This window comes from Streptomyces kronopolitis (assembly GCF_014646275.1).
GTDB classification, from domain to species: domain Bacteria; phylum Actinomycetota; class Actinomycetes; order Streptomycetales; family Streptomycetaceae; genus Streptomyces; species Streptomyces kronopolitis.
In genome coordinates this window covers 176,207-197,950 of sequence record NZ_BMND01000006.1, presented here as the reverse complement: position 1 = coordinate 197,950, position 21,744 = coordinate 176,207, and the positions used below count along the sequence as shown (strand labels likewise).

The 21,744-nt window shown below is 71.3% G+C and carries 19 protein-coding genes; 14 read left to right on the top strand and 5 right to left on the bottom strand.

All coding sequences use genetic code 11. From position 1 onward, the window contains the following. Positions 1–82: 82 nt before the first annotated feature. Positions 83–619, bottom strand: a complete 537-nt coding sequence (locus IEY78_RS10220) for a DUF4245 domain-containing protein (protein WP_189097385.1) — start codon at positions 617–619, stop codon at positions 83–85. 226 nt (positions 620–845) lie between these two features. On the opposite strand from IEY78_RS10220, the gene glpX reads away from it, so the two are divergent. Beyond that, positions 846–1,877: a class II fructose-bisphosphatase gene (gene glpX / locus IEY78_RS10215; protein ID WP_189097313.1), complete on the top strand. Its 1,032-nt coding sequence runs from the start codon at positions 846–848 to the stop codon at positions 1,875–1,877. Positions 1,878–1,999: 122 nt separating this feature from the next. On the opposite strand, the gene IEY78_RS10210 is transcribed toward glpX, so the two are convergent. Continuing rightward, a complete protein-coding gene (locus tag IEY78_RS10210; RefSeq protein ID WP_189097312.1) occupies positions 2,000–2,359 on the bottom strand; it encodes a WhiB family transcriptional regulator in 360 nt (119 codons plus the stop codon). Positions 2,360–2,594: 235 nt separating this feature from the next. Continuing rightward, entirely contained in the window at positions 2,595–3,485 is an 891-nt protein-coding gene (locus IEY78_RS10205; RefSeq protein ID WP_373294106.1) for a DUF1707 SHOCT-like domain-containing protein, read from the bottom strand. Between the two features lie 240 nt (positions 3,486–3,725). Here IEY78_RS10205 and IEY78_RS10200 point away from each other — a divergent pair, with 240 nt between their 5' ends. From IEY78_RS10200 to IEY78_RS10160, 9 genes are all read left to right on the top strand, one after another. After that, positions 3,726–5,399: a fumarate hydratase gene (locus IEY78_RS10200; protein ID WP_189097311.1), complete on the top strand. Its 1,674-nt coding sequence runs from the start codon at positions 3,726–3,728 to the stop codon at positions 5,397–5,399. Positions 5,400–5,589: 190 nt separating this feature from the next. Next, positions 5,590–5,787, top strand: a complete 198-nt coding sequence (locus IEY78_RS10195) for a hypothetical protein (RefSeq protein ID WP_189097310.1) — start codon at positions 5,590–5,592, stop codon at positions 5,785–5,787. Then, on the top strand, positions 5,777–6,295 hold the full coding sequence (locus IEY78_RS10190) for a DUF6879 family protein (RefSeq protein ID WP_189097309.1): 519 nt from the start codon (positions 5,777–5,779) through the stop codon (positions 6,293–6,295). Before IEY78_RS10195 ends, IEY78_RS10190 begins: the two co-directional genes overlap by 11 nt. Continuing rightward, positions 6,292–7,122 carry a helix-turn-helix domain-containing protein gene (locus IEY78_RS10185; protein WP_229699828.1) on the top strand — a complete coding sequence of 277 codons (831 nt, stop codon included), beginning with the start codon at positions 6,292–6,294 and terminating at the stop codon, positions 7,120–7,122. Before IEY78_RS10190 ends, IEY78_RS10185 begins: the two co-directional genes overlap by 4 nt. A 570-nt stretch (positions 7,123–7,692) precedes the next feature. Beyond that, the gene (locus IEY78_RS10180; protein WP_189097307.1) at positions 7,693–9,114 is read left to right on the top strand and encodes a class II fumarate hydratase; all 1,422 of its coding nucleotides are present in this window, start codon (positions 7,693–7,695) and stop codon (positions 9,112–9,114) included. 107 nt (positions 9,115–9,221) lie between these two features. Further along, entirely contained in the window at positions 9,222–9,968 is a 747-nt protein-coding gene (gene fomD, locus IEY78_RS10175) for a cytidylyl-2-hydroxypropylphosphonate hydrolase (protein WP_189097306.1), read from the top strand. A gap of 211 nt (positions 9,969–10,179) precedes the next feature. After that, a complete protein-coding gene (locus IEY78_RS10170) occupies positions 10,180–10,863 on the top strand; it encodes a class I SAM-dependent DNA methyltransferase (RefSeq protein WP_189097305.1) in 684 nt (227 codons plus the stop codon). Between the two features lie 89 nt (positions 10,864–10,952). After that, the gene (locus IEY78_RS10165; RefSeq protein WP_189097304.1) at positions 10,953–13,505 is read left to right on the top strand and encodes a SpoIIE family protein phosphatase; all 2,553 of its coding nucleotides are present in this window, start codon (positions 10,953–10,955) and stop codon (positions 13,503–13,505) included. Between the two features lie 185 nt (positions 13,506–13,690). After that, complete coding sequence (locus tag IEY78_RS10160) at positions 13,691–15,151, top strand: catalase (protein ID WP_189097303.1); 1,461 nt, start codon at positions 13,691–13,693, stop codon at positions 15,149–15,151. A gap of 99 nt (positions 15,152–15,250) precedes the next feature. Here the strand turns inward: IEY78_RS10160 and IEY78_RS10155 are convergent, their stop codons facing one another. Next, on the bottom strand, positions 15,251–17,539 hold the full coding sequence (locus tag IEY78_RS10155) for a transglycosylase domain-containing protein (protein WP_189097302.1): 2,289 nt from the start codon (positions 17,537–17,539) through the stop codon (positions 15,251–15,253). Positions 17,540–17,848: 309 nt separating this feature from the next. On the opposite strand from IEY78_RS10155, the gene IEY78_RS10150 reads away from it, so the two are divergent. The 4 genes from IEY78_RS10150 to IEY78_RS10135 all read left to right on the top strand — a co-directional run bounded on the left by IEY78_RS10150 (position 17,849) and on the right by IEY78_RS10135 (position 20,722). Then, positions 17,849–18,820, top strand: coding sequence for an SPFH domain-containing protein (locus IEY78_RS10150; protein ID WP_189097301.1), 972 nt, complete (start codon positions 17,849–17,851; stop codon positions 18,818–18,820). 97 nt (positions 18,821–18,917) lie between these two features. Continuing rightward, on the top strand, positions 18,918–19,181 hold the full coding sequence (locus tag IEY78_RS10145; protein ID WP_189097300.1) for a type II toxin-antitoxin system antitoxin: 264 nt from the start codon (positions 18,918–18,920) through the stop codon (positions 19,179–19,181). Between the two features lie 68 nt (positions 19,182–19,249). After that, a complete protein-coding gene (locus IEY78_RS10140; RefSeq protein ID WP_189097299.1) occupies positions 19,250–19,774 on the top strand; it encodes a PadR family transcriptional regulator in 525 nt (174 codons plus the stop codon). Positions 19,775–20,122: 348 nt separating this feature from the next. Next, the gene (locus IEY78_RS10135) at positions 20,123–20,722 is read left to right on the top strand and encodes a dihydrofolate reductase family protein (protein ID WP_189097298.1); all 600 of its coding nucleotides are present in this window, start codon (positions 20,123–20,125) and stop codon (positions 20,720–20,722) included. Between the two features lie 12 nt (positions 20,723–20,734). Here the strand turns inward: IEY78_RS10135 and IEY78_RS10130 are convergent, their stop codons facing one another. Next, entirely contained in the window at positions 20,735–21,694 is a 960-nt protein-coding gene (locus IEY78_RS10130; RefSeq protein WP_189097297.1) for a LysR substrate-binding domain-containing protein, read from the bottom strand. Between the last annotated feature and the right edge of the window lie 50 nt (positions 21,695–21,744).

Sequence of the window (21,744 nt, the reverse complement as noted above, 5' to 3'; positions counted from 1 at the left end):
GCCAGGGCCCCACCGGCGATTTCCCGCCGGTGGGGCCCTGTGTTCACGTCATTCGCGGGCCGCGGCCGCGCGGCCCGGGGGCTCAGCCCTTCTTCGCCACCAGCGCGGCGGCCAGGTCGGCGAGCCGGCCGTACGGCGCGGTGCCCGTGACGACCGTGGTCACCCCGGGCTCCTCGCGGACCAGCGCCCGGTACTTGTCGCCCTGGTAGCGGTCCCACTTCTTGCTGCCGACGGCCTGCTTGCCCTCGACCTTGGTCGCGCCGAGCGTGACGCCCTTGATGAACGCGCGCGGCGCGGCGTCGCTCTGCTCGACGGAGGCGTACTGCTGCTCCGGGTCGAGCATGCCCAGATGCCAGGCGCCGCCCTTGCCGTCCTCGCTCGCCCGGTAGGACACGGAGGTGGCGCGCCAGGTCCCGGGCAGCCCCTGGGGTGCGGCGACCGCGTACGGCGCCGCCCGCCGGGCCGTGATCAGCTCCACGCGGTAGTCGACCGCCTTGACCGCGGTGCGCTCCGCGTCGGCGCTCTCGTCGTGCGGGATGAAGACGTAGATCACCCCGACGAGAATGCCGATCACCGCCAGTGACAGGACCATGTCCCGCACCGTCTGCCTGCCTCGCATACCTGCCACGCCCCTATCGTCCCCCATCCCCCGGGCGGCTCCGACACACCCCCCGGCAAAGCCCGCCACCTGCGCGAACGTCCCGGATCCCGGCCCCCGGGCGGCCGCTCATGCGTAGGGCCCTCTGCTCATTTTGGCGACCGGAAGATAATGTGAGCCTCTGGGGGAAACCCCCGCACCGCCGCCCTCCTCCTTCACGGCCGTCGCCGTACAGAAAGGTCGCTCGATGACCGAGCATCATCTCCCGTCCCCGCTCGAGGTCAGCCCCGAGGCCCCGGACCGCAACCTCGCCCTGGAGCTCGTCCGGGTCACCGAGGCCGGTGCCATGGCCTCGGGCCGCTGGGTGGGACGAGGTGACAAGAACGGCGCGGACGGCGCGGCGGTCAAGGCCATGCGCGCCCTGATCCACACGGTGTCGATGAACGGCGTCGTGGTCATCGGCGAGGGCGAGAAGGACAACGCCCCGATGCTCTACAACGGCGAGCGCGTGGGCGACGGCACCGGCGCCGAGTGCGACGTGGCCGTGGACCCGGTGGACGGCACGACGCTGACCGCCAAGGGCATGGCCAACGCCGTGTCCGTGATGGCGGTGGCCGAGCGCGGCTCGATGTTCGACCCGTCCGCGGTCTTCTACATGGACAAGATCGCCACGGGCCCGGAGGCGGCGGACTTCGTCGACATCACGGCGCCGGTGGCGGTGAACATCAAGCGGATCGCGAAGGCGAAGAAGTCCTCGGTCGAGGACGTCACCGTGGTCATCCTGGACCGGCCCCGCCACGACGGCCTGGTCAAGGAGGTCCGGGAGGCCGGGGCCCGGATCAAGTTCATCGCCGACGGCGACGTCGCCGGCGCGATCATGGCGGCCCGCGAGGGCACCGGCGTGGACCTGCTGCTGGGCATCGGCGGCACGCCCGAGGGCATCATCGCGGCCTGTGCGCTGAAGTGCCTGGGCGGCGCCTTCCAGGGCAAGCTGTGGCCCAAGGACGACGAGGAGCGCCAGCGCGCGCTGGACGCCGGGCACGACCTGGACAAGGTGCTGGAGATCGGCGACCTGGTCCGCGGGGACAACGTCTTCTTCGTCGCCACCGGCATCACCGACGGCGAACTGCTGCGCGGGGTGCGCTACCGCGCCGAGAACGCCTACACCCAGTCCCTGGTGATGCGGTCGAAGTCCGGCACCATCCGCCAGATCGACTCCCAGCACCGGCTGTCCAAGCTGCGCGCCTACAGCTCGGTGGACTTCGAGCGCCCCAGCTAGCGACGACCCCGCGGCCCCGCCGGTCGCGCACGCGCCTCGCCCCCGCCGGGGAGTCCCCGGCGGGGGCGAGGCGGCCCGGACGCCCGGTGGCGCCCGACGAGCCGAAGCCGATGTCGCGGTGGTCAGCCTGCCGCGGGCATCGGGGCCGCACGCGGGAGTTCGGCCTCCCGGCGCCGGCGCCGGGTCAGCACGACCCGCCGCTCGGCCGCGGTCAGTCCGCCCCAGACGCCGTACGGCTCGGGCTGGAGCAGTGCGTGCTCCCGGCACTCGACCATCACCGGACAGCGGGCGCACACCCGCTTGGCGGCCTCCTCCCTGGCCAGCCGCGCGGCGGTCGGCTCCTTCGACGGAGCGAAGAACAACCCGGCCTCGTCCCGCCGGCACACCGCCTCCGCATGCCAGGGGCCGGCCTCGTCACGATCAGGCACTTGCGGGGGCGGAACGACAGCGGCATCCTGCAGAGTCTGATGCGGTAGCAGCACGGTCTACTCCTGACGACGGCTTCGGCGAGAGAATCACCCTTGCCCGTCTCGCTGCGCACGGCCTTTTCGCACCCCGCAGCCGCACGAGAGACGATGCACCAGCCCTACCCGCTGTGCGCACGCTTATGCACACCGTGGCGATCGTGCGACTACAGGAAGAACGCCGCCGACGGCCGCACCCGCACGGGCAGTTGGCCCGCGGCCCGGGGAAGCGGCTCCGCCCCGGGCCGTACGGTCAGCCGTCGAAGCGGTCCCGGCGTGCGCGGCGCGCGGAGCGCAGCTGGTCGTGCAGGTCGCGCCGCTCCTCGCGCAGGTACTCGTGGCGCTCGCGGTGCTCCTCGAAGAGCCGCGCATGGCGATCGAGATGGTCCTCGCGCAGCTGCTGCCGCAGTTCCCGGCGGCCCTCGCGCAGCCGGTCGCGCAAATCGCGGATCCAGGCGCCCCGCTTGGGCCGGGCTTCCACACTGCCCAGCACGGCGAGGCCGTTGACCAGGACCTGCGGGGCGTCGGCGTCCTCCGCGTCGTGGGTCGTGACCTCGAAACTGCCCAGCACGCCGGAGCCGTTGCTGCGCAGCGTGACGTTCTCCGGCACCCGGATGTCGACGCTGCCGAAGATCGAGGTGGCGTTGATCTGGACCTGCTGCTGCGGGAAGACCGCCTCGGTCAGGTCGATCTCGACGGAGCCGAAGAACGCGAAGGCGTTGATCCGCGCGGGAACCCGCCAGCGGCCCTTGCGCACCGAGGCACTGAACACCGCGACGAGGTTCTGGTCCGGCACCGGGGCGCCGGAGCCGTGGAACTGACCCACGGAGTCCGGACGGCTGCCGGCCGCCGCGGGCAGATCCCGCAGGACGGGCTCCAGCTCGCCCATGGTCTTGGCGCGGTAGACCGTGTCGATCCGCTCGGCGTGCTCCTCGGGATCCAGCCGGCCCTCCGCGAGGGCCTCGCGGAGGATCTCGGCGACCCGGTCGCGGTCCGCGTCGGACGCGCGCAGGTCGCCCTCGGCCACCGCGGTCGGCGGCTGTTTGGTCAGTTTCACCGGCGGCCCGTCCGGCCGCCGGTCCGTCTTCTGCAGCGATCCGGGCGGGGTGTGTGAGCCCGGTCGTCCCCCGTTGTCTTCAGTCACCGCCCCAGAGTAGCGAAACGCGATAGATCGCGACCAGGGTCCGGGGCGGGAGAGGCGGGAATCAGGCCACGGCGGGCGGCGGGGCGACGGGACGGCCGGGGGCCCGTACCGGCGGCCGGACGGGGCCGCGCGCACCTACTGAGCCTTACCTCACAGCCGTGCCGGGCCGCCGGGGTTCTACGCTGTTCAGGCGCTGCCGTAGATGCCAGCCGGACCCCTCCGAGTAAGGAATGACCTTCGATGCCGGAATTCGCCTACACCGACCTTCTCCCCGTAGGTGAGGACACCACCCCGTACCGCCTCGTCACCGCGGAGGGCGTGAGCACCTTCGAGGCCGACGGCCGGACGTTCCTCAAGGTCGAGCCGGAGGCGCTGCGCAAGCTGGCCGCCGAGGCGATGCACGACATTTCGCACTATCTGCGCCCGGCCCACCTCGCCCAGCTCCGCAGGATCCTGGACGACCCCGAGGCCAGCGCCAACGACCGCTTCGTGGCGCTCGACCTGCTGAAGAACGCCAACATCGCCGCCGCGGGCGTCCTGCCCATGTGCCAGGACACCGGCACCGCGATCGTGATGGGCAAGCGCGGCCAGCAGGTCCTGACCGAGGGCGGCGACGAGGAGGCCCTCTCCCGCGGCATCTACGACGCCTACACCCAGCTGAACCTGCGGTACTCGCAGATGGCCCCGCTGACGATGTGGGACGAGAAGAACACCGGCTCCAACCTCCCGGCGCAGATCGAGCTGTACGCGACCGACGGCGGCGCCTACAAGTTCCTCTTCATGGCCAAGGGCGGCGGCAGCGCCAACAAGTCCTTCCTCTTCCAGGAGACCAAGGCGGTCCTCAACGAGGCCTCCATGATGAAGTTCCTGGAGCAGAAGATCCGTTCGCTGGGCACCGCGGCCTGCCCGCCGTACCACCTCGCCATCGTCGTCGGCGGCACCTCCGCCGAGTACGCGATGAAGACCGCCAAGTACGCCTCCGCGCACTACCTCGACGAGCTGCCCGCCGAGGGCTCGCCCACCGGCCACGGCTTCCGCGACAAGGAGCTGGAGGAGAAGGTCTTCGAGCTGACGCAGAAGATCGGCATCGGCGCCCAGTTCGGCGGCAAGTACTTCTGCCACGACGTCCGCGTGGTCCGCCTGCCCCGCCACGGCGCGTCCTGCCCGGTCGCCATCGCGGTGTCCTGCTCCGCCGACCGCCAGGCCGTCGCGAAGATCACCGCCGAGGGCGTCTTCCTGGAGCAGCTGGAGACCGACCCGGCGCGCTTCCTCCCGGAGACGACGCACCAGGAGCTGACCGAGGGCGCCGGCCCCGACCTCGATGCGGTCGCCATCGACCTCAACCGCCCCATGGACGACGTCCTGGCCGAGCTGACCCGGCACCCGGTCAAGACCCGCCTCTCCCTCACCGGCACCCTGGTCGTCGCCCGCGACATCGCCCACGCGAAGATCAAGGAACGCCTGGACGCCGGCGAGGAGATGCCGGAGTACCTCAAGAACCACCCCGTCTACTACGCGGGCCCGGCGAAGACCCCCGAGGGCTACGCGTCCGGCTCCTTCGGCCCCACCACGGCCGGCCGGATGGACGCCTACGTCGAGCAGTTCCAGGCGGCCGGCGGCTCCAAGGTGATGCTGGCCAAGGGCAACCGCTCGCAGCAGGTCACCGACGCCTGCCACGCCCACGGCGGCTTCTACCTCGGCTCCATCGGCGGCCCGGCCGCCCGCCTCGCCCAGGACTGCATCAAGAAGGTCGAGGTCCTGGAGTACGAGGAGCTCGGCATGGAAGCGGTCTGGAGGATCGAGGTCGAGGACTTCCCGGCCTTCATCGTCGTCGACGACAAGGGCAACGACTTCTTCCAGGACCCGGCCCCGGCCCCGACGTTCACCAGCATCCCGGTCCGCACCGCCAACTGAGCCACCACCTCCGAGAGAGCCCCCGGCGTGCGCCGGGGGCTCTCTCGTTGCCTTCCGCTCCCGAATCCGTACCGCCCCATGCCCGGAGTGCCTGGTTTCCTGTTCCCGAAACCGGAAACCCTTGCGCCGTTGGCCGGTTGCTCGCCAGCATCGACCGTGACACACGCTGAAGGCCGGGAAGGGAATTCCTGTGAAGGTCACCAAGCTGGTAAGCACCTGCGACTTGAAGGACTGCCCGACCATCTATGCCACCGACCGGGGAACTCTGCTGGTGCAGGGGGAGACGCCGGGCGATCACGAGCTCGATCTCCCCGCACATGAAACCGTCGTCGAGATCCCTGAGCAGCTCTTTTTCGATCTGATCCGGAAGGGGCTCCGTGGCGCCTAAGACCCTCAGCGAACTGTTCGACACCTTCGAGCAGGAGGCCTTCCGCCTGGAAACCCTGGACGACTACAGCAAGTCGGGAAATGTGGACGCCTATCGGGCGTTCCTTGCCGGGGAGCGCCAGCCGGCCGACTACAACGACGCATGGGTGACGGAACTCCGCTCGCACACCACCAAGGGCAAACGGATCTACCGGGTGCACATCGTCTCTCGCCCCCTCACCCCGTACCTGCGGTTCGAACTGGCATGGGGCTATCAAAAGAATGCGACAGGCGGTGAAGAGTTCTTCATCCTCGACATCACCGGTCGACCGAACCCCTTGGAGGGCGTTCCGGATTTCTGGTTGATGGACGGCCTGACACCAGGGGTCCTGAACTATACGGAGGACGGAGCGTTCCTCGGGGCTGACATCCTCACCTCGGAACGGGCGGAGGAATTCCGCGCGTACCGCGACTCGGCGATGGCTCGCGCCCAGCCGTTCTCCGAATGGTGGGCAGAGCACGCCGAGTGAAGAGAGAAGAACTGGGGGCGGCACTGCGGGCGCTACGGCAAGCTTCCGGGAAGGAAGCCAAGGCCGTCGCCCGCGGCGCCGTCATGTCCGCCAGCAAGTTGAGCAAGATCGAGACTGCGAAGGCCGCCCCGTCGGTCGTTGACGTGGAGCGCATCCTCACGGCCATCGGCGTGTCCGATGAGGTCAAGGCAGAGTACCTGGAGGCCGTCCGAGCAGCGGCAACCGAAGCCACAGCGTGGCGCCTCATCCGCCGCATGGGCGTGCACAAGGCTCAGCGGCAGACAAGGGCACTGGAAGCCCAGATGAGAGTGCTGCGGCTCTTCCAGCCGGCGTTGGTTCCCGGCCTCCTGCAAACGCCGGAGTACATCAGGGCCGTCCTCTCCCGCCACAGCCTCGGCGAGGATGTACTCACCAAGACCGTCAGCGCGCGCAGGGAACGTCAGCAGGTCCTCCATGACTCGGCCAAGGAATTTCATTTCGTAATCACGGAACCTGTACTGCGCTGGCGCATCGTGACGGCTTCCAGGATGGCCGAGCAGCTCGATCGGATCGCGTCTCTCTCGCGGCTGTCCCATATGGATGTCCGCATCGTGCCCCTGTCAGCGCGTCAGCATGACATCGCCAATCACTCCTTTGTCATCCGGGATGACCGTACTGTGTCCGTCGAGACCGTACACGCCGAAGTGCTGGTGACCGACCCCCGCGACGTCGCCCTCTATGCCCGCAAGTTCGAGGGGTTCGCAGCCTTGGCACTTTCCGGTGACGAGGCGCGCGAAATGCTGGAGAGCATCAGAGACGAGTTCGTGCGCGAACAGGAAAGCGGCTAGGCGAATCCCGCTCCCCGCCGGATCATGGCTTTCACCAAGCAGCCGAGCCGGGGAGGCGACGCCATGAGCGACGCACGTACGACGATGAAGTTACCTGTGCACCTTTCGCTTCCACCCGCGCCGCCCACGCCCACCGAGAATCGCGATGTCTGCATGGCGCCGGCCGAGCAGCGCGCAGAGGCTGAGGACGGGGACGACTTGTCGAGGGTCGCGGAATGCACCACGCAGCTGCGTAACCACCCGCACGTAAGAGGAGGTGGGCGGATGAACGCTGCTGCCGTGGATACGTATCACGCACGCGTTCCCGACGCTGAAGGGTGGCGTGGAATCCCCTTCCGGCATCCCCGGGACAAGGAGGCGACCGCTCAGGACGGTGGGAAGCACGACGGCGGGCCGATGCCACCCGGAAGCTCCTCGGGAGCCCTCCCCACAAGGCGGCGACGGCACGTAGGGCCCGGCAGGCCACCGCCGCGCCCCGGACGTCGCACGGGGCGCGGCGGATGCCCGTCGGGCAGGTGACTTCCGTGCGTGTCCGGGAACAGATCGCCGTTCGCGGGCACTGACATAGGTATGAGCGATCACAGCGACGCCGGTGGTGCCGGCGGGTTCAGGACCGAGCACGACTCCATGGGCGAGGTGCGGGTGCCGGCGCACGCCAAGTGGCGGGCGCAGACCCAGCGGGCGGTGGAGAACTTCCCGGTCTCCGGGCAGCGGCTGGAGCGGGCGCACATCGAGGCGCTGGCCCGGATCAAGGGCGCCGCCGCCCTGGTCAACGGCGAGCTGGGCGTGCTGGACAAGGACATCGCCGGGGCCGTCCAGGAGGCGGCCGCGGCCGTCGCCGCGGGGCAGTGGGACGAGCACTTCCCCGTCGACGTGTTCCAGACCGGGTCCGGGACCTCGTCGAACATGAACGCCAACGAGGTCATCGCGACGCTGGCGAGCGAGCGGCTGGGCCGCGAGGTGCACCCGAACGACCACGTCAACGCCAGCCAGTCGTCCAACGACGTCTTCCCGTCCTCGATCCACATCGCGGCGACCTCCGCGGTGCTGAACGACCTGATTCCGGCGCTGGAGCATCTCGCGGAGGCGCTGGAGCGCAAGGCCGAGGAGTTCACCGAGGTCGTGAAGTCGGGGCGGACGCATCTGATGGACGCCACACCGGTGACGCTGGGCCAGGAGTTCGGCGGCTACGCGGCGCAGGTGCGGTACGGCATCGAGCGGCTGCGGGCCTCGCTGCCGCGGCTGGCCGAACTCCCGCTGGGCGGCACGGCGGTGGGCACCGGCATCAACACCCCGCCCGGCTTCCCGGCCGCGGTGATCGCCGAGGTGGCGCGGGCGACCGGGCTGCCGCTGACCGAGGCGCGCGACCACTTCGAGGCGCAGGGGGCGCGCGACGGGATCGTGGAGACCAGCGGGCAGCTGCGGACGATCGGGGTCGGGCTGACGAAGATCGCCAATGATCTGCGGTGGATGGCGTCCGGCCCGCGGACCGGCCTCGCGGAGATCTCGCTGCCGGACCTCCAGCCGGGCTCGTCGATCATGCCGGGGAAGGTCAACCCGGTGGTCCCCGAGGCGGTGTTGATGGTCGCCGCGCAGGTCACCGGCAATGACGCGACGGTGGCGGCGGCCGGGGCGGCCGGCAACTTCGAGCTGAACGTGATGCTGCCGGTGATCGCGAAGAACGTGCTGGAGTCGGTGCGGCTGCTGGCCAATGTCTCGCGGCTGCTGGCGGACCGCACCATCGACGGGATCACCGCGCACGTCGATCGCGCCCGGGAGTACGCCGAGTCGTCGCCGTCGGTCGTCACCCCGCTCAACCGCTACCTGGGCTACGAGGAGGCCGCCAAGGTCGCGAAGGCGTCGCTGGCCGAGCGGAAGACCATCCGTCAGGTGGTCCTGGAGGGCGGCTACATCGAGCGGGGGCTGCTGAGCGAGGAGCAGCTGGACGAGGCGCTGGACGTCCTGCGGATGACCCGGCCGGCGCAGACGTAAGCGGTGTCGTTGCACACGGCAGACCTGGCGGCACACGTTACCCGCCCGTCACGCATGGTGCGGCTCAGGTCACGGCGCGCGTCATGCGGCGCCTCTAAGATCTGCGCATGACAGCGGACACGGTGGACACGGCGGAGGGCGGGGCGGGGACGGCCGGCGGGCGCGGGACGCCCCGGGCGCGGCGGGCGAACGGCGCGGCGGACGCGGGCCGCTGGGCGCCCGGGGACCACGTCCTGTGGCGCTATCGCGACAACGCCGACGCCCGCCGGTTCCACATCTGCCGTCCGATGACCGTCGTGCAGGACACCGCGGAGCTGCTGGCGGTGTGGATGGCGCCCGGCACCCCGTGCATCAAGCCGGTGCTCGCCGACGGCACGCCGGTGCACCGCGAGCCGCTGTCCACCCGCTACACCAAGCCCCGCCGCACCACCCGCGACCAGTGGTTCGGCACCGGCGTGCTGAAGCTGGCCCGGCCCGGCGACCCCTGGTCGGTGTGGCTGTTCTGGGAGCGCGGCTGGCAGTTCAAGAACTGGTACGTCAACCTGGAGGAGCCGCGCCGCCGTTGGTCGGGCGGCATTGACTCCGAGGACCACTTCCTCGACATCTGCGTCTATCCGGACCGGCACTGGGAGTGGCGCGACGAGGACGAGTTCGCCCAGGCGCAGCGGGACGGGCTGATGACGAAGGCGCGGGCCGCCGAGGTCAGATCGGCGGGCCGGGCCGCGATCGCGCAGATCACGGCCTGGCGCGGCCCCTACTCCGACGGCTGGGAGGACTGGCGGCCCGACCCGTCCTGGCGGATCCCGGCGCTCCCGGAGGAGTGGGACCGCGCGCCGGATCGTTTGCGGTCGTAAGGGAGTGAAGTGAACCGACGGGAGTGAAGGGGGCGAACCGTGGAAAGGTGCGCCTATGGGCAAAGCTGTTCCACGCGGGGCGCGGAGCGGGGCCGAGCCCCCTTGCTGCGCCCCCGGCCGTCAAACGTAGGATCGTCCTCCGCAAGACTGCACAGGCGCAACTCCAGAACTGGAAAACGAACTTGACCGCGGTCGCAGGAGGAGCGAGGTCGTGAGCGCGACGAGCTACGACGGATACGAGGGCCTGAACCGGTTAGCACTGGACCGGGCCGGCCAGGCCGAGGCGTTCGACGCGATCGGCGACCGGTACGACGAGGCCTTCCCGCACAAGGAGGGCCAGCTCGCCTCGGGCGCCTGGCTGTCCGAGGCGCTGCCGCCCGGCTCGCGCATCCTGGATCTGGGGTGCGGCACGGGCCTGCCGACCGCCCGTCAGCTCTCGGAGGCCGGGCACCGCGTGGTGGGTATCGATCTTTCCCCCTCGATGATCGCACTGGCCCGGGAGCACGTCCCGGGCGCCGAATTCCACCGGCTGGACATCGCCGACCTGCGCGGCGGCCGGCTCGGCGGCCCCGGCTCGTTCGACGGTGCCGCCGTCTATTTCTCGCTTCTGATGCTGCCCCGTGCCGAAATCCCTTACGCACTGGGCCTGCTGCATGATCTGCTACGTCCCGAGGGGCTGCTGGCCCTGTCGATGGTCGAGGCGGATGTGGACGACTTCACGATTCCGTTCCTGGGCAACTCGATCCGGGTATCGGGTTACCTGCGGGACGACCTGCGCCGGGTCGTGCACGACGCGGGTTTCGACGTCGTCGGGGAGGACGCCTACGCATACGCCCCGGCGAGTACGGACGTACCACCCGAGATCCAGCTCTTTCTGCACCTGCGACGCGCCTGAGACGCGGCGCGCCGGGCGCGGCCGCACAGGCGGCACGCCCGTGACGCGGCGCGTTCGGCGCACAGCCCCGGACGGATGGAATCCCACGCGTGACGGAGCACCCCACCTCCCACGAACCGCGGCAGCCGGCCCCGGCCGCCGCGCCCTCGCTGTCCCCTGCCCGCGGGCCGGCCGGCACGGCGCCGCTCGGCGCGGTCCCCGACCCGCGCAGCGCCCTGCACCGGCCGGCCGCGCCGGGGTTCGCCCCGGTGCCCGGCAGCGGGTTCGCGGTGCGCGGCGGTGACGACATAGGCCTCGCCGGTGCCGCCGTCACGGCGTCGGCGGGCACGCCGGGCGGCCGCTTCGACGACGAGCCGGCCGCGGACCACGGCGCGGCACGGCGGGACCCTTCGGCGGACGCGGACGGCGCCGCCGGCCACACCGGTGGGCGTGCCACCGGACACCGCGACGGCCGGGCCGTCGCACCGGACGCCTCGATCCCGTACGGGGAGGCGTATGGCGACGCGTACGGGGAGGTGCCGATGTCGGCGAGCGGACGGCCGGGCGGCGCGGCGGACGGGGGCCGCGAGGCGACCCGGGCCGGGCAGCGGGTGGCGCGGGGCGCGATGGGCCGCGCCGAGGCGTCCGGCCCGGAGGAGGACCCCCGGCACGAGCCGCATCCGCGGCACGGCGGCGAGGGCGTCGGGCGCCCGCGGGCGGGCGGCGCTCCGGACGGCGAGCGGCCGTGGCCGCGTGAGGGCGAGCCGGGCGGGACGGTGCCGGAGCAGGCGCCGCCGCACGACGGGCGGTCCGCGGTCCCCGCGGCCCCGCATGCCGAGGCGTCGCGGGCGGCCGCTGGGCAGGCTCCGGTGGGACCTGCGGGACCGCCGCCGGCCCGTTCGGCGCATCCGGGCGAGAGCGGCGAGGTGGCGGCGGCCCGGCAGGCCGGCGGGGACCGGCTGCGGTTCATCGGCGCGGCGACCCGGCGGATCGCCCGCGGCATAGACCTCGACGAGATCGTGCTCGGCCTGTGCCGGGCGACGGTCCCGACCTTCGCCGACGCGATCCTGGTGTATCTGCGCGATCCGCTGCCGGTGGGCGACGAGCGCCCGACCGGCCCGGTGGTGCTGCGGCTGCGCCGCACCGACCGGATCCCGGAGGAGCCGGACACCAACGGCGGCCGGCTGCCGATGCTGCCGGCCCAGCCCGATCTGGGCCCGGCGATGGGCGGCAGCGCGGCGGAGCTGGCCGAGGTGCAGCCCGGCGGCCCGCTGGCCGAGGTGCTGCGGGGCGTGCGGCCGCTGTTCGGCGAGGCCCAGGCGGCGCGGACGGCGCTGCCGGAGCTGCTGGGGCCGGACCCGCGGCTGCCCGGCGGCCACCGGGTGATCCTGGCGCCGCTGCGCGGGCGCCGGCGAGTGATCGGCGCGGCGGTGTTCCTGCGCCGCCCGGACCGGCCCGCGTTCGAGCCGGACGACCTGCTGGTGGCGGCGCAGCTGGCGACGCACACCGCGCTGGGCGTGGACAAGGCGGTGCTCTACGGCCGCGAGGCCTACATCGCCGACGCGCTGCAGCGCACGATGCTGCCGGACTCGCTGCCGCAGCCCACCGGCGTCCGGCTGGCCAGCCGCTATCTGCCGGCCGCCGAGACGGCGCGGGTGGGCGGCGACTGGTACGACGCGATCCCGCTGCCGGGCAGCCGGGTGGCGCTGGTCGTCGGCGACGTCATGGGGCACTCGATGACCTCGGCCGCGATCATGGGCCAGCTGCGCACCACCGCGCAGACCCTGGCGGGGCTGGACCTGCCGCCGCAGGAGGTGCTGCACCACCTCGACGAGCAGGCCCAGCGGCTGGGCACGGACCGCATGGCGACCTGCATGTACGCGGTCTACGACCCGGTCGCGCACCGCATCACCATCGCCAACGCGGGCCATCCGCCGCCGGTGATGCTGCACCGCGGCGGGCGCGCCGAGGTGCTGCGGGTGCCGTCGGGCGCGCCGATCGGCGTCGGCGGGGTGGACTTCGAGGCGGTGGAGCTGGACGCCCCGGCGGGCGCCACGCTGGTCCTCTACACGGACGGGCTGGTCGAGTCGCGGATCCGGGACGTGTGGACCGGCATCGAGCAGCTGCGGGAGCGGCTGGCGGAGACGGCCCGGCTGACGGGTCCCAATCCGCCGCCGCTGGAGCCGATGTGCGACGAGGTCCTCGACATGCTGGGCCCCGGCGACCGCGACGACGACATCGCGCTGCTGGCGGCCCGCTTCGACGGGATCGCGCCGAGCGATGTCGCCTACTGGTATCTGGACCCGAAGGCGCAGACGGCCGGGCAGGCCCGCCGGCTGGCCCGGCGGGCGCTGGCGCGCTGGGGCCTGGACGAGCTGACCGACCAGCTGGAGCTGCTGGTCAGCGAGGTGGTGACCAATGCGGTGCGGTACGCGGAGCGGCCGATCACGCTGCGGTTGCTGCGAACGGACGTACTGCGCTGCGAGGTCGGGGACGACGTCCCGCAGCTGCCGCGGCTGCGCCAGGCCCGGCCGTCGGACGAGGGCGGGCGGGGCCTCTACCTCGTCAACCGGATGGCGCGGCGCTGGGGCGCGACCCGTCTGAGCATGGGAAAGGTCGTCTGGTTCGAGCTGAGCATGCCGCCGGGGGCGCAGCAGCGCTGACGCCGCGCGGGGCGCCGGCGCCGCATCCCACATGTTGGACCCCGTCTGAGATCGGACGGGGTCCAACTCTTGCCGACATGCCGTCCGGGGAGTTGACTGCTTGGGTGGGCGTAAGGGACTGACCGGCCCAATACGGGACTGACCGACCCTCTACTCCCCGTCGTCGACCCAGGAGGCGCTCCTCCATGACCAGCTCCGCACACGTCCCGCACACCACGAACAACGCCGGCATTCCGGTCGAGAGCGACGAGCATTCGCTGACCGTCGGTCCGGACGGCCCGATCCTGCTCCAGGACCACTACCTGATCGAGAAGATGGCCCAGTTCAACCGCGAACGGGTCCCCGAGCGGGTGGTGCACGCCAAAGGCAGCGGCGCCTACGGCACCTTCGAGGTCACCAACGACGTCAGCCAGTTCACCAAGGCGGACCTCTTCCAGCCCGGAAAGACGACCGAGATGCTGGCGCGCTTCTCGACCGTCGCGGGCGAGCAGGGCTCCCCCGACACCTGGCGCGACCCCCGCGGCTTCGCGCTGAAGTTCTACACCGAGCACGGCAACTACGACCTGGTCGGCAACAACACCCCGGTCTTCTTCGTCCGGGACACGATCAAGTTCCAGGACTTCATCCGCTCCCAGAAGCGCCAGCCGGGCAGCGGGCTGCGCGACCACGACATGCAGTGGGACTTCTGGACGCTGTCGCCGGAGTCGGCCCACCAGGTCACCTGGCTGATGGGCGACCGCGGCATCCCCAAGACCTACCGCCACATGAACGGCTACGGCTCCCACACCTACATGTGGATCAACGCCGGCGGCGAGAAGTTCTGGATCAAGTACCACTTCAAGACGGACCAGGGCATCGACTTCCTCACCCAGGAGGACGCCGACCGGCTCGCGGGCGAGGACGCCGACTACCACCGCCGCGACCTCTACCGCGCCATCGACGGCGGGGACGCCCCGTCGTGGACGCTGTACGTCCAGGTCATGCCGTTCGACGACGCGCCGGACTACCGCTTCAACCCGTTCGACCTGACCAAGGTGTGGCCGCACGGCGACTACCCGCTGATCGAGGTCGGGCGGATGACGCTCAACAGGAACCCGGAAGATTTCTTCATCCACATCGAGCAGGCGGCCTTCGAGCCGTCCAACATGGTGCCGGGCATCGGCCCCTCGCCCGACAAGATGCTGCTGGGCCGGCTGTTCTCCTACCCGGACACCCACCGGTACCGGATCGGCCCGAACTACCTCCAGCTGCCGCCCAACCGGCCGCACGTCCCGGTCCGCTCGTACGCCAAGGACGGCCCGATGCGCTACGAGCCCGCCCGGGTGGCCCGGCCGTACGCCCCCAACTCCTACGGCGGGCCGGCGGCCGACACCGGGCAGTTCGGCGACCCGGCGGGCTGGGCGACGGCGGGCGAGATGGTGCGCGAGGCCACCCGGCCGCGGCGGGACGACGACGACTTCGTCCAGCCCGGCACGATGGTCCGCCAGGTCCTCGACGACGCGGCCCGCGACCGGCTGGTGAACAACGTCGCCGGCCACCTCTCCGAGGACGTCTCCAAGCCGGTCCTGGAGCGCGCGTTCCAGTACTGGCGCAACGTCGACAAGAACCTCGGCGACCGGATCGTCAAGAAGTTCAACGGCGGCTGAGCACGGCGGCGGCCGACGGCCCGCCGCACGCGGACGAGGGGCGCCCGGTCCTCCGGGCGCCCCTCGGCTCGTGTCGCTTCGTCGTGCCTGCCGGGCCGGCTAGTTGAAGCCGGGCAGGCTGTTGGGTTTGTTGCCGCCGGTGCCCTCGGTGCCGGCGCCCGCGGTGTCGCCGCCGGCGTCGCCGCCCTGCGTCCCGCCGTTGGGCGGGCCCGAGCTGGTGCCGCCCGTCGGGGTGGACGGGCCGCCCGAGGGGCGTCCGCTCTGGGAGGGGCTCGGCGGGCCGCTCGGCTTCGACGGCGTGGGCGAGGGCGACTTGCTCGGCTTGTCGCTCGGCGAGGGGCTGCTCGACGGGGTGTCGCTGGGCGTCGGGCTGGGCGTCGGAGCGACCCCGGCACCGAAGGTGGTGTCCAGGTCGAAGTCCGGGCCGGTGCTGCCGTTCAGCGCGGCCTGGGTGTAGTCCGCCCACACCCGGGCCGGGTAGCCGCCGCCGTTGACGCGGCCGCCGCCGCCGGCGCCCTTGAGGGTGACCTGGGCGCCGCCCTTGGGCGACTCGCCGAACATGCCGACCGCGGTGACCAGCTTGGGCGTGTAGCCCACGAACCAGGCCGACTTGTTGTCGTCGGAGGTGCCGGTCTTGCCGGCCGCGCTGTAGGCGGTGTTCTTCACGGCCTGCGAGGCGGTGCCGTCGTTGACCACGCCGGTCAGCACGGAGGTGAGGGTGTCGGCGGTCTTCCGCGACAGCACCTGGTCACCGATCGGCTTCTTGAGCGGGAGCTTGGTCTCCGCGCCGTTGACGCTGTGGGTGGCCTCGGTGACCAGCGTCGGGGTGACCTTCTTGCCGTGGTTGTCGAGGGTGGCGTAGGCCCCGGCCATCTGGAGCGGGCTGGCGCCCATGGTGCCCAGCGTCATGGCCGGCTTGACGTCCATCCTGGAGCCGTCCAGGCCCAGGCTGACCGCGGTCTTCTTGACGTTGTCCAGACCGACGTCCTGGCCCATCTGCGCGAAGACGGCGTTGACGGAGTTGTTCGTCGCCGTCTGGACGTTGATGTTGCCGTACTGCGCCTCGTCCTCGTTGGGCGGCGCGAAGGGGATGTCGCCGCCGACGACCGGACGGCGGTTGTGGCCGTCGTACACGGTGTTGGGGGTGATCGGCACGCCGCTCTGGGTGGTCGCGTTGTTCTCCATCGCGGAGGCGAGGATCAGCGGCTTGAACGTCGAGGCCGGCTGGTAGTCGGCGCGGGTGGCGTTGTTCGTGTAGTGCTTCGGGTAGCCCGCGCCGCCGTACATCGCCACGATGTGGCCGGTCTTGGGGTCCACCGAGGTGGCGCCGAGCTGGGCGTCCGCGTCGACCTTGCGGGTCTTGGGGTTCAGGTCGTCGGTGAGCTTGCGCTTGACGGCCTGCTCCAGGTCCTTCTGCTTCTTGCGGTCGATGCCGAGGGTGACCGTCCAGCCGCCGGCCTCGAACTGCTTCTCGTCGACGCCCTGGGCGAAGAGCTCCTTCTTCGCCTCGGTCACCAGATAGCTGGCCTGGCCGCTGAGTCCGGGCAGCGGCTTGGGGTCCTTGGGTATCTGGAACGTCTGCTTGGCCCGGTCCTGCGGGGAGAGCCAGTGCATCTCGACCATGTTGTTGAGCGTGTAGGCCCAGCGCTGCTTGACCCGCTCCTTGCCGGCCTTGCTCGCCAGGGTCCAGTCGTACTGGTTCGGCGCCTGGAGCAGCGAGGCCAGGTAGGCGCCCTCCGAGACGGTGAGCTTGTCGACGTCCTTGCGGTAGTACGCCTGGGCCGCGGCCTGGATGCCGTAGGCGCCGCGCCCGTAGTAGCTGGTGTTGATGTAGCCGGCGAGGATCTTGTCCTTGCCCAGCTTGTTGTCCACCTTGAGCGAGATGACGATCTCCTGGAGCTTGCGGCTGACCGTCTGCTCCTGGCTCAGGTAGTAGTTCTTGACGTACTGCTGGGTGATCGTCGAGCCACCCTGCTTGCCCTGTCCCCGCAGCGTGTTGAAGATGCCGCGCAGGGTGCCCTTCAGGTCGACGCCGGAGTCCTGGTAGAAGGTCTTGTTCTCGGCAGCGACGAAGCTGCGCTGGACGTCCTTGGGTATCCGGCTGAGCGGCACGTTCTCACGGTTGAGACGGCCCACGCGCGCCATGACCTTGCCGTCGGAGTACTTGTAGACGTTGCTCTGGAGCTTGGCGTCCGCGTTGCCGTCGGTCGGCACGTCCACGTACAGGTACAGCCCGACGAAGCCGAGGATGCCCAGCAGGCACATCCCGAGGAAGGCTCCGAGGATCTTCTTCCAGGTGAAGAAGCGGCGTATGCCGGACTTCTTCTCCGTACGTTTGGCGCGGCGGGCGCTCCCCTGCCGCGCCCGTCTCGCTTCCGCTCGGCCCATCGCTTCAGCAACTCCAGTCGTTCCGCCCCCAGCTAATTCAGCTGTTGAAGCTAACACCGCATCTCTTCACAAATACTCATCGATCAAGGCTTTTCCCGACGTGACAAACAGCACTGGGACAGACGGAACCTTTGGGTGGGTGTTCTGCATCGGCCGTCTCCCACCTGGGGTCTTGCCGCAGGCCGGGCTCCCTCGGACCACTGGACACCCCGGCGGCGCCAGGGCTAAAGTGCTATCACTTTGCTAGGCAAGTGACATCGCTTGATGCGGCAGACATCACGTACCGCATCCGCAGAAACGGGGATTCCCATGTCCGATCAGACACCGGCCGGCCGCGGCACCGGCCCCGACGGCGCACCGGCCGTCGACGCTCCCGAGATGCCCAGCCCGCAGGTCCGCGAGGTCACGGCGCACAGCATCCCGGGCGGCGTCGCCCTGCTGCTGACCGTGCTCGGCGTCGCGCTGGGCATCGCCGCGATCTCCATCGGCTCGGTCCTCGGCTCCGGCGGCCACGGCGCGGCCGTCGCGCCGATAGTCGTCGCGGGTGTCCTGATACTGCTCGGCTCGCTCTTCTGCATGACCGGCGTGAAGATGGTCGCGCCCGGCGAGGCCCGGGTCATCCAGCTCTTCGGGCGCTACGTCGGCACCATCCGCACCGACGGGCTGCGCTGGGTCAACCCGCTGACCACCGCCCGCCGGATCTCCACCCGGGTGCGCAACCACGAGACCGCGGTCCTGAAGGTCAACGACGCCTACGGCAACCCGATCGAGCTGGCCTCGATCGTGGTCTGGCAGGTCGAGGACACCGCCCAGGCGCTCTTCGAGGTCGACGACTTCCTGGAGTTCGTGGCCACCCAGACCGAGGCGGCCGTGCGGCACATCGCCATCGAGTACCCCTATGACGCGCACGACGAGGACGCCCTGTCGCTGCGCGGCAACGCCGAGGAGATCACCGAGAAGCTCGCCCTGGAGCTGACGGTCCGGGTCCAGGCCGCCGGCGTACGGATCATCGAGTCCCGCTTCAGCCACCTCGCCTACGCCCCCGAGATCGCCTCCGCGATGCTCCAGCGGCAGCAGGCCGGCGCGGTGGTCGCGGCCCGCCAGCAGATCGTCGAGGGTGCGGTGGGCATGGTCGAGCAGGCGCTGGACCGGATCAGCCAGCAGGGCATCGTCGAGCTGGACGAGGAGCGGAAGGCGGCCATGGTCAGCAATCTGATGGTGGTGCTGTGCGGCGACCGGGCCGCCCAGCCGGTCCTGAACACGGGCTCCCTCTACCAGTGAGCGGGCACGGCGTGCGGCCCTCCCCGGCCCCGGGCCGGGGGGCGGCCGCGGCACGGCGCGTGCCGGCCGGCGCGGCCGGCGGAAGGGAGGCTGCGGCATGAGCACCGGCACCCCCGAGGAGTCCGGCGCGGCGGGCGTGCCGCCGCCCGCGCGGCGGCCGCAGCGCAAGCAGATGCTGCTGCGGCTGGACCCGGCGGTCCACGACGCGCTGACCCGGTGGGCCGGCGACGAGCTGCGCAGCGCCAACGCGCAGATCGAATTCCTGCTGCGCAAGGCGCTGTCGGACGCGGGGCGACTGCCCCGGGGAACGGGGGGGATCCCCCGCCGGGGGCGTCCGCCGAAGGATCCGGGCGACGGGTAGCCGGCCCGCGCCCTGCGTATACCCCACATGTATACACAGGCGGAACACCCCCGCGTAAGCTGGCCGGCATGGCAATCGGTCACACGCTGCTGGGCCTCCTGGAGTCCGGTCCCCGCCACGGCTACGACCTCAAGCGGGCCTTCGACGCACGCTTCGGCCAGGACCGGCCGCTGCACTACGGGCAGGTCTACGCCACCCTGTCCCGGCTGCTGAAGAACGGCCTGGTCGAGGTGGACGGGGTGGAGGCCGGCGCCGGTCCGGAGCGCAAGCGGTACGCGATCACGGACGCCGGGATCACCGATGTCACCCAGTGGCTGGCCCGCCCGGAGAAGCCCGAGCCCTACCTCCAGTCGGTGCTCCACACCAAGGTCGTCATGGCGCTGCTGACCGGGCGCGACGCCACCGAACTCCTGGACTCCCAGCGCACCGAGCATCTGCGGCTGATGCGCGGGCTGACCGAGCGCAAGCACACCGGCGACCTCGCCGACCAGCTGATCTGCGACCACGCGCTGTTCCACCTCGAAGCCGACCTGCGCTGGCTGGAGTTGACCGCCACCCGGCTGGACAAGCTCGCGGAGACGGTCCGCGGTTGACGCCGGAGGGATCCTCCACCGGCTCCGCCGAGAGGTGCCCCCACCTCGCGGCGGAGGGGCTGTCCAAGGCCTACGGACGACCCCGGCACCGCGCGAGATCTCCGCGGCCGACGATCCGCATGACGCGCGGCTCTCCGGCATCCGCACGGGGCTGTTCGCCGGCGCCGTCCGCACCCTGCCGCTGATCGGCTCGGGCCCGGCCCACTCCATCGTCGAGCGTGGTGCCGGGCCCGGGCCCGGCGCCGGCGCTGTGGCGGCTGATGCGCCCGGATGGGCTGCGTACGGAGTGAAACTGCGAGATCATTTCCGGCACCGCAGTGCCCACCAACTGCCCCAGGGGGACCCTTCATGCGCAGGCTCGTCTACTGCATCGCGTCCACGCTCGACGGCTTCATCGCCGGGCCCGACGGCGCGGACCCCACCGGCCCGGACGGCTTCTGGACGGTCCCCGAGGACTACCTCGGGCACCTGGCCGCCGAACTCCCCGAGATCCTGCCCGCGCACGCCCGGTCGGCGCTCGGCATCAGCGCGGACAACATCCGCTTCGACACCGTCCTGGAGGGCCGGCGCAGCTACGAGATCGGCCTCAAGGCCGGACTGACCGACGCCTACCCCCATCTGCGGCACCTGGTCTTCTCCCGGACCATGGCGCAGAGCCCGGACCCGGCGGTGGAGCTGGTCGCCGACGACCCGGTGGCGACGGTCCGCGCGCTCAAGGCCGCGCCCGGCAAGGACATCTGGCTGCTGGGCGGCAGCGAACTGGCCGGCGTGCTCTACCCGGAGATCGACCAGCTGCTCCTCAAGCTGAGCCCGCTCACCGTCGGCCGCGGCATCCCGCTCTTCTCCCCCGACACCGCCTTCGACCCGCGCGGCTGGGAGCTGACCGAGCACACCCTCCTGCAGAGCGGCGCGGCCTTCTTGACGTACACCCGCCCCGCGGCGGCGTGACGCGCGGGGCGCTCAGTCCTTCGCTATCCGCACCGGCAGTCCGCGCAGCGCGCCGCGCAGCGCCCGGGCGAACTCCCCGAACTCCTCCTGCCGCGCCGCGCCCGCGCGCATGGCCAGCGCGATGGTCCGCGAGGGCGCCGGATCCGCGAAGTAGCCGGTGGTGAGCTGGTCGTTGCGGCCGGTCTCGACCCGCAGCGCGGTGCGCGGCAGCAGGGTCACCCCGAGGCCGCCGGCCACCAGCTGCACCAGCGTGGACAGGCCCGCCGCGCTGGTCGTCACGGGGGTGTTCTCGTCCCGGCCGGCCTCCCGGCAGATGTCCAGGGCCTGGTCGCGCAGGCAGTGCCCCTCGTCGAGCAGCAGCAGGTCCAGCTCCTGGAGCGCCTGGCGCGGGATGTCGCCGCGGCCGCCGAGCCAGTGCTCCTTGGGGGCGACCAGGACGAAGTCCTCGTCGAACAGCGGGAGTTCGGTGATCTGGGGCAGGCCGAGGGGCACGGCGAGCAGCAGCAGGTCGAGCCGCCCCTGGGCCAGGCCCTCCAGGAGGGAGGCGGTCTGCTCCTCGTGCACCTGGAGGTCCAGATCGGGATAGGTGTCGTGGACCAGCCGCAGCACGGCCGGCAGCAGATACGGCGCGACGGTCGGGATGACGCCGAGCCGCAGCACCCCCGTGAACGGCGCGCGGGCCGCCTCCGCCTCCTCCAGCAGATCCCCGACGGCCTCCAGGACCGCACGGGCCCGCGCGGCCACCCGCTCCCCCGCGGGCGACAGCAGCACCTTGCGCGTCGTACGCTCCAGCAGCTGCACCCCGAGGGTCTCCTCCAGCGCGGAGACCGCCCCGGACAGCGCGGGCTGGCTCATCCCGATCTCGGCCGCCGCCTCGCGGAAATGCAGATGCTCGGCCACCGCCGCGAACGCCCGCAGCTGGGCCAGGCTGGGCTGGCGGGCCCGGGCGCTCCCACTCGCCGGTGACGCCACTGATAACCACCTCCGATCAACATCAACCAGTCTAGCTATTTCACTGATCA